Below are 8,034 nucleotides of genomic sequence, written 5' to 3' on the forward strand. Positions count from 1 at the left end.
GAGATGTGCGGCGATCGCAGAGGCCACCGCTGACTCCAACTTGCGTCCAGGCAGCCGCCATCCGGTCGGATCGCGTCCGTTGCTGATCAGCCGGTTGGAGACATAATAGGGGTCTTGTCAGAAGAACTTTGCTTGAGCAGGGCAGGGCGGTTGCGTAGCGTTTGGGAATGACCAAGCCTGCCAATTTCAAATACTTCAAAACCAGCCCTGAGATTATCCGCCTGGCAGTGATGCTGTACATTCGGTTCCCGCTCTCGCTACGAAATGTCGAAGATTTGCTTCACGAGCGCGGGATCGACGTGAGCCACGAAACCGTCCGCTACTGGTGGAACCGCTTCGGTCCGATGTTTGCTGCAGAGATTCGAAGAAAGCGTGTTCAGCAACTTCGTGCATACTCGAAATGGAAGTGGCATGTGGACGAGGTCTTTGTGAAGGTGAATGGCAAACGCCACTATCTCTGGCGGGCTGTGGATCACGAAGGCGAGGTGCTAGAAGCGGTTGTCACGAAGCGCCGAAACAAAGCTTCAGCACTGAAATTCCTCAAAAAATTGATGAAGCGGCACGGCAAGGCTGAAGAAGTAGTCACAGATCGCTTTGCATCCTACAAGGCGGCGCTCAGAGATTTGGGTGCTCTGGAAAAACAACAGACGGGCAGGTGGCTCAACAATCGGGTTGAGAATTCGCACCTGCCGTTCCGACGACGAGAACGCGCAATGCAGCGTTTCAGGCGTATGCGAAGTTTGCAAAAGTTTGCCGCCGTTCATTCCTCTGTCTACAACCACTTCAATCAGGAGCGATCGCTCACCAGCCGAGACACCTTCAAGCTGACACGCACCGCCGCTCTTGCCGAGTGGCGCGAACTTGGCATGGAGTAAAGGACAGCGTCACTGGCCTACCAGAGACTGGCTCGAATTCGTCTGACAGCACCTATCGCGCCAGCCGAGATTGGGGAGAGCTGATCGGTTTTTCCAAAGAAGCGTTAGAAGAAATCAATATCCGTGGAATCGAGTTCTACAAGGATTTTGCGAAAGAGTACGAAAGCCCGGAAACGCCTATGATTGTCGGCGGCGTGATTGGCCCGCGCGGTGACGCCTATAATGTAGGTCGTACGCCAGATGCGGTCGAAGCCGAGGAGTACCACTCCGAACAAATCTTAACTTTCAAGAAAGCGGGAGCCGATGTCGTAACCGCAGCAACGTTTTCGAGCATCGAGGAGGCGACAGGCATTGCCAGAGCCGCGAAATCGGCAGACATACCGGTAGTAATTTCGTTCTTTGTGGCGAGAGGTGGCAAGCTCAAAGGCGGAGAGACACTGGAACAGGCAATCACCGCCGTCGATGCCGCAACCGAATTCGCGCCAGCTTACTACATGATCAATTGCACGCACCCGACCGAGTTTACGCCGGGATTGACGGACGGGAACTGGACCCGCCGGTTGGGTGGTTTCATGCCTAATGCCGTCGCGATGGAAACACTTGACTTATGCAAGCTCGGCCATCTTGAAGACGGCGACCCTGAAGAACTTGGCGGCCAAATGGCTGATCTGGCACGACGCTTTCTACATGTAAACGTCTGGGGCGGGTGTTGCGGTACTGATGGTCGACATATTGGTCAGATCACTCGTCAAGTTGGCGAGGTCCGTAGAGAGATGGCAGCTGAGTAACGCAAGCACTCAGAATGACGGTTTAGTCCGCCCAGCGGTCGTTCTGCGGAACGGGTCTAACGTCCGCTCCGAGCCCAAACCGGTTATCAAGTTTCCTCGCGATGCCCTCGGATTTGCAACCCGCAAGTATCTCATCTGTTTGTATTTTTTCCGGTTTGCAGTGAACTCGGTTGACCGGGTTCGAACGGCCTGCTGCGACGGATTTCGCCGGTTGGGAGGAATGAGTTTCTGGTAGACTTGATTACTGCGCTTCAATTGTCGTTAATTGGTTGTGCTATCATCATTTTTTTGTGATCGGTTCGGCCGCAGGGTTCTTGGAGCAAATCGCATGGGGCTAGTGGGTAGAATACTGACGGTTGTCGCTTCCGCGAACCTGGTTGTCCTGTTCGTATTTGTCGGTCTGGCAACCCTGCAGTTTGAGGCCATACTTTCCAATATGGTGCGGGAACGTTTGGTCGTTTTGGCAACGCGCACAGCTGTTCCGTTCAACTCTGTCGTAGATTTGGGGTTGCCTGTCTCGTCTGTTCGAAACGCGCTTGCTGTATTGGAAGCCGCCAAACAAAGCGACCCAGCAATTGACGACATAACCCTGTTTTCATTGGGTGGTGAAATCGTCCACTCCACATCCGATCAAAACACTCAGGTTGTTCCAATTGCATGGGTTTCCGCCGTAAGCGATCCAGAGGCCGGAGGCGTCTTTCAGATTGATGAACGGGCAAGCTTTGTGACCGGAATAGACGTAGGCGAGCTAAGTGCACCCTCAGCTCGGCTAGCAATTAAGTACTCTAACGCGCAGGCGATGGATCAGATGCGGGCTATGGTAGCAAAACTATCGTTTGTGGCCGGGTTGCTTATGATAGTGACAATCTTGATTGGAGCGTTGGTTCTACGTCTTGCATTGGCTGAGCACGTTCGAATTATCGATGGCATACTAGCAGCCTACAATCTGTTCGAGCGATCATTCTGGCGGGCATCCAACCCTGACACGGACAAGCCAAAAGACGTAGATGGGCTTGGAATCTCCAGCGCTTACTTTTGGGATCAGCTGTGGAAATCCGAGCGGATGTACGAGTCGGAACGAAAGAGTGTCTGCCCCTCGGATAAAGGGGGCGACTCTTGAACACGCAAAAACAACACGGAAGACTGGCTGCAGGTAGAGTCGTGGGATGGGTCGCGGCAATTGTATTGTTGTCGTTGACGCTGATGGCCTTTGCGGCTGTGCGCACATTTGAGGCCTCGCTTGAACCGGAAATGAACAAGCGGACTGCACTGATAGCGGCTACGGTTCGAGAAGAGATTGAACGAGCGATTGACTTCGGTGTTCCGCTGGAAGCCATCGGAGGCGCATCTGAGTATCTGGATGAACTCTTGAAAGAGTTTCCAGAGCTGGAAAAAATCATGTTGCGGTCCAATTCGGGGAGATTGATAGCCTCAAGCAGCAGGGGCGATTCAACGGGTACAGATGCACCCAATGAAATTAACACTTCACCGAATACTGTTACGCTATCTATTCTTCGACGAAACACCATCGTCGGTGAGCTTACAATCGAAGCAGACCCTCGTTTTGTCAGATCAAGGCTTCAGGAAGTAATGCTAGACATTATCGTCGTCGGACTGGTTGCAATCCTATTAGCATTTGAAATCGTGCTGCTCGTTTCGGCAAATATGCTCGGGAAGCCATTGGATCGGATATTTACACTGATGGATGAACAGGCGGCAGCAAGCTTTCGGCATGTTTTGCCGGCACGGGATGCTGGTGAGTTACGCAGAGTTGCGAGGAGGTTATCTGATCGCGCATTGCACGTTGCGAGGCTTAGAGGAGCTCAGGATAAGCTTTCAGCTTTGCCGCAAGCCTATTTCGTGGATATCCGATTGCCGGTGTTTATCTTTTCAACTGCCACAGAAATCAGCGGCGCATTTCTTCCGCTCTATGCGCGGGATGCTGGTGGACCGGATTGGCTGACCTCGGAAATGGCGGCAACTGCACCACTAATTGCCTATCTTGTTGCGATGGCTTTGATGGCCCCTTTCGGTGGAGCGATTGCGCGTCGTTTTAGCCCACAACGCCTTTTCTTGTCAGCTATTCCTGTTACGTCTTTGACCATGGTTGGAGTTGGTTTGGGGCAGAACGCTTTGGTAATTGCGTTTTGGCACGGTTTTATGGCCATCGTTTATGCCTTAGCGACGATTTCGTGTCAGGAATACGCGATCAAGACCGCTCCTAGGGACGAACTCACCCAAGCAATCGGTGGATTCTTGTTCGTAATCATCGGCGGAGCATTCTGTGGGTCTGCACTGGGCGGTGTTCTTGCGGACCGCATCGGAGCTTCGGGAACCTTTTTCTTTGGAGCAGGTTTGGCGGTGTTGTCAGGACTAATTGGTGCGAGGGTTATTTCTGGCCACGTTTCCTTGGATCAGGAAGTTACAACCACGCAATCAGACAAGAGCATTTGGACAGTGCTTACCAATCGCAGGTTTTTTGCGTTGACGCTTGGTGTGTCCGTACCAATCAATATCGGTATGTCCGTCTTCATCTGGTATCTAACACCGGTTGTTCTTGAGGGCCAAGGTGTCGGAGTAGCTGACATTGGCCGGATCGTGATGTTGTACTATCTTGCCCAACTTCTTTTGGGCCCAACCGTAGCGAGGTTTGCCGACGGGAAAGTTGGGCAGGTGCCGTTTTTGATCTTTGGCATCTTTATTTCCGGTGTTGCGATCTCATCCCTATACTTCTGGTCCGGGATTATGCCCATGATTATTGTCGTGACGCTGTTCGGCTTGGGGTATGCGATGTGCGACGCGACCCAATATGCCCAAGCCATCCAAATTGGCGAACAGACCTGTGGAGCCGGTGGGGGTGAAAAAGCCTTAGGTGCCTTGCGTCTGATTGAACGTTTGGCGGCAATCACAGGTTTGATTGCGAGTGTAATCTTGATACCCCGGCTCGGGTATTTGACCATCATCGGCGGCATTGGCGGGCTGATGTTATGTGGTACGCTATTCATGCTTGGTGGCGGAACTAGTCACAGGAAAACACCGGAACACGTCTCTGAATAAATTGATTGAGGCAACCAGTCCAAATGGACTCTGGCGATGAGGCTGAAATGAAAAAACTCCACTATTTTGCATCCGCCCTTGCTGTATCGTTGTTGGCCTGTGGTTGGGTGCAAGCCGGCGAAAAAACAATATTCGGAATTTTCTGGGAGGGTTGCGAGCACGGCTGCCAGGGATTTATCGACACAATAAAAGACAGTGAATTTGATGCTAAAGTTTTGATCAGGGATGCAATGCAAGATCGTGACAAACTACCCGAGTTCATTATTGAAGCCCGCGAAATAGATGCTGATCTGGTCCTTACATACGGGACCAGCGTTACCTTGGGTGTGGCCGGTCACATCAACAATAGCGAACCAGAAAATTTCATATCAAAGCGTCCGCTTGTTTTCATGTACGTTTCAGACCCTTTTGGGAGCGGCATCGCTGAAAGTTTTGAAGGCAGCGGTCGACCTCATGTAGCCGGAACATTTAATCGCGTTCCCGAAGCAGTAAACATCAAAACTATTCGAACGATTCAACCCGACTTTGACCATCTTGGAATACTCTTTAACATGAACGAGAGGAACTCTGCATTAAAGGTTAAGGAAATGGAGGAGCTGTCAAAAGAAATGGGTTTCGAATTGACAGCACTTGAAATTGATCCGGGAAATCAGAATGTCCCTGACTCGGCTCTGATCCCAGGCAAGGTGGCCGAACTGGCCGACGCTGGCGTGGATTTCATTTATCTTGGGTCGAGTTCTTTCCTCAGGCTGAATGCAGATGTGTTCACAGGCGCCGCCGTTCAAAACGGATTGCCAATCCTCAGCCCCTATGAGGAAGTCGTCAGGGAGCAGGATGCGCTTCTTTCTGTGGCTGCGCGAGCGGCAGATGTCGGAGCACTTGCAGCGCAACAGGCATTGAAAATCCTGAGGGATGGCAAAGAGCCGGGGGATCTGCCAATCGCACGCGTGACCGACTTTGCATACGTGGTGAATATGGACGTTGCAAAAAAGCTGGGTATGTACCCTCCTATCGAATTACTGCAAATCGCAGAAGTTGTCGAATAACGCCAGCGTATATCACTCTTTGATTACTGGACTATTCCTCCCTAAATCGGCAGACACTGACTGCGCAGTTTTAGGCGTCTTTCGCGCGAAAGTGGGACGACCGCTTAGTCCGCAATTCTACCGTTCAGCAGATTTCAGCGAACGTCCGCTGCCGGTCAATGCAGACCTTCAGGCGAAAATTCTCGGAATGACCACCAACAATAACCGCTATCTGTTCCTAAGCTGTCATCTGACTGAAAGACTCAGATGACCGCGACGAGCCCACTGCGGACCGACCGAACTTGAACAGAGTACCCGGGTCAGATAGTTTCGCAACGGAAGCCAAGACGCTTCTGCGTTGCTCAAAAAGTGATCCACATTGCGACGACCTTGTGCGGCAATTCTTGATTGCCAGATTGGACCGTGAAGATGCATCCAAACGCGTTGACATCAGAAGAAACGAAATTCTCGCTGGTTGTTGCAGTATCGCTCGCTTTCTTTTTCACATCGGGACAAGAGGCCGCTGCGCAAAAATCCTGTGCTACTGAATTGCCGTCACTTCCTGACGTGATGCTTTCTCAGACGTCCGCTGAAACCGAGCCTGTATCACACTGTAAGGTCGCGGGTGTGATCGGTGGCAAGATCAATTTCGAGCTTCTGCTGCCAGATGATTGGAATGGCAAATTTGTCATGGGCGGAGGAGGCGGTTTCGTAGGATCGGTGATGAATACATCGCTGATGTTTAACTCTCTCCAATCGGGCTATGCGACCGTCGGTACCGATACAGGCCACCAGGGCCATCCGGGTGACGCAAGTTGGGCTCTAAATGATTTGGAAGCTCTCGTAAATTTTGGACATTTGGCAGTGCACCGAACAGCGGTAACAGCCAAGGCACTGACCAACGCTTTTTATGGAAAGCCGATTTCCTACAGTTACTTCACAGGCTGCTCTCGCGGCGGCGGCCAAGCAATTATGTCGGCACTACGCTATCCCGAGGATTTCGACGCCGTGGTTGCAGGGGCACAGGCCCATAACTGGACGGGAATCGCAGTGCAGGCGACCCAAATCAATCAGGCAATGTACCCGGACCCGCAAGACTTAACGCAGGCAGTTGTAGGACCTAACGCACAGGCGCTGGTCGAAACTTCATATCTCACAGCCTGTGATGGATTGGATGGGCTAGAAGACGGTATTCTCAACGACCCACGACAGTGCAATTTCGATGTTTCTAGTCTGCAATGCGAAGGTGGTAAGTCCGTAAACTGCTTGAGCGCCGAGGAAGTCGCGGCATTCAAAGTCGTTTATGATGGACCGTCGGACTCTGATGGCAACAGTCTCTACTACGGCTTTCCCTTTGGTGGGGAAACGGCTCCAAACGGTTGGAGCCGCTGGATATCCGGTGGATTGAGTTATTTTGATGGAGACTTCCAAGAAGGTGTCGGGGCCGGTGGATTTGAGGCTCCGGTGTCTCCCAGTGCCTTGTTCAGCTTCGGCAACGGTATCATGAAGTACTTCGTCTACAATGATCCCAATTGGACGTATGTGGATTTTGACTTCAGCAACTACGCGAAGGACTCAGCGGCAGCAGCGGAGACGCTGAATGCGACGGACCCTGACCTATCGGCTTTCCGCGCACGAGGCGGAAAAATGCTGCTGTATTCGGGTTGGCACGATAGTGCAGCATCCGGGTTGGCGATGATTGGATATTATGAGGATCTCCTAGAATACGACTCAAGTGTGCCTGACGACATCCGATTGTTCATGATGCCGGGGGTAGAGCATTGCTTTGGAGGTCCCGGACCTTCGTGGGTAAATTTTCTGACCGAAATCGACGCGTGGGTAGAGTCGGGTGAAGCTCCTGATGAAATTACTGCGTATTGGCTTGACGAGCAGGCGCGACCAACTGGTGCTAGGCCTATATGCGCGTATCCGAGTGTTGCAAAGTATGACGGGAAAGGCGACCCACGTGATCCCGCTAGCTTTTCATGTCGCTTCGAAAATTGACGGCTCTCAGATAAATTCGGATGGCTGTTTAGTCCACATTGTAGACAGTCACAGTGTTTTGTAGAAAGTTCGTTTTCGGTGGAAGCAGTCGCTTCAGCCCAGGTTCGCGGCCGAACGGCTTGCTACGACCGGTTTGCGCCCCAGACCGGACACCTGACGAAATTGGTCAGATGACCGCTTCGAGTATCCGTCTTGGTCAAGCGCGGTTTTGAACCCATTCTCGATCTGCTTTGATCAATGTGTTGGCGAGCTCAATGAGTTTCCGCATGATTGCTGTGAGCGCGA

At 52.0% G+C, this 8,034-nt stretch carries 6 protein-coding genes; all 6 read left to right on the plus strand.

Translation table 11 applies throughout. The features are described 5' to 3' along the window. Positions 1 to 167: 167 nt before the first annotated feature. Positions 168 to 875, plus strand: a complete 708-nt coding sequence (locus tag AC2FNE_RS23905; protein WP_170607923.1) for an IS6 family transposase — start codon at positions 168 to 170, stop codon at positions 873 to 875. Then, positions 851 to 1,663, plus strand: coding sequence for a homocysteine S-methyltransferase family protein (locus AC2FNE_RS23910; protein ID WP_496806487.1), 813 nt, complete (start codon positions 851 to 853; stop codon positions 1,661 to 1,663). Before AC2FNE_RS23905 ends, AC2FNE_RS23910 begins: the two co-directional genes overlap by 25 nt. Before the next feature lie 328 nt (positions 1,664 to 1,991). Next, a complete protein-coding gene (locus AC2FNE_RS23915; RefSeq protein WP_496806488.1) occupies positions 1,992 to 2,783 on the plus strand; it encodes a hypothetical protein in 792 nt (263 codons plus the stop codon). Continuing rightward, on the plus strand, positions 2,780 to 4,720 hold the full coding sequence (locus AC2FNE_RS23920; RefSeq protein WP_496806489.1) for an MFS transporter: 1,941 nt from the start codon (positions 2,780 to 2,782) through the stop codon (positions 4,718 to 4,720). Before AC2FNE_RS23915 ends, AC2FNE_RS23920 begins: the two co-directional genes overlap by 4 nt. A 47-nt stretch (positions 4,721 to 4,767) precedes the next feature. After that, positions 4,768 to 5,766 carry an ABC transporter substrate-binding protein gene (locus AC2FNE_RS23925; RefSeq protein ID WP_170474135.1) on the plus strand — a complete coding sequence of 333 codons (999 nt, stop codon included), beginning with the start codon at positions 4,768 to 4,770 and terminating at the stop codon, positions 5,764 to 5,766. A 408-nt stretch (positions 5,767 to 6,174) separates the two neighbouring features. Beyond that, complete coding sequence (locus tag AC2FNE_RS23930) at positions 6,175 to 7,749, plus strand: tannase/feruloyl esterase family alpha/beta hydrolase (RefSeq protein WP_496806490.1); 1,575 nt, start codon at positions 6,175 to 6,177, stop codon at positions 7,747 to 7,749. Positions 7,750 to 8,034 lie beyond the last annotated feature (285 nt).

Source organism: Ruegeria sp. YKSD179 (assembly GCF_059612885.1).

Bases quoted from the DNA above. Each gene is read 5' to 3' on its own strand.
- AC2FNE_RS23905 (WP_170607923.1), top strand. From the start codon at position 168: ATGACCAAGCCTGCCAATTTCAAATACTTCAAAACCAGCCCTGAGATT.
- AC2FNE_RS23915 (WP_496806488.1), top strand. From the start codon at position 1,992: ATGGGGCTAGTGGGTAGAATACTGACGGTTGTCGCTTCCGCGAACCTG.
- AC2FNE_RS23925 (WP_170474135.1), top strand. From the start codon at position 4,768: ATGAAAAAACTCCACTATTTTGCATCCGCCCTTGCTGTATCGTTGTTG.
- AC2FNE_RS23930 (WP_496806490.1), top strand. From the start codon at position 6,175: ATGCATCCAAACGCGTTGACATCAGAAGAAACGAAATTCTCGCTGGTT.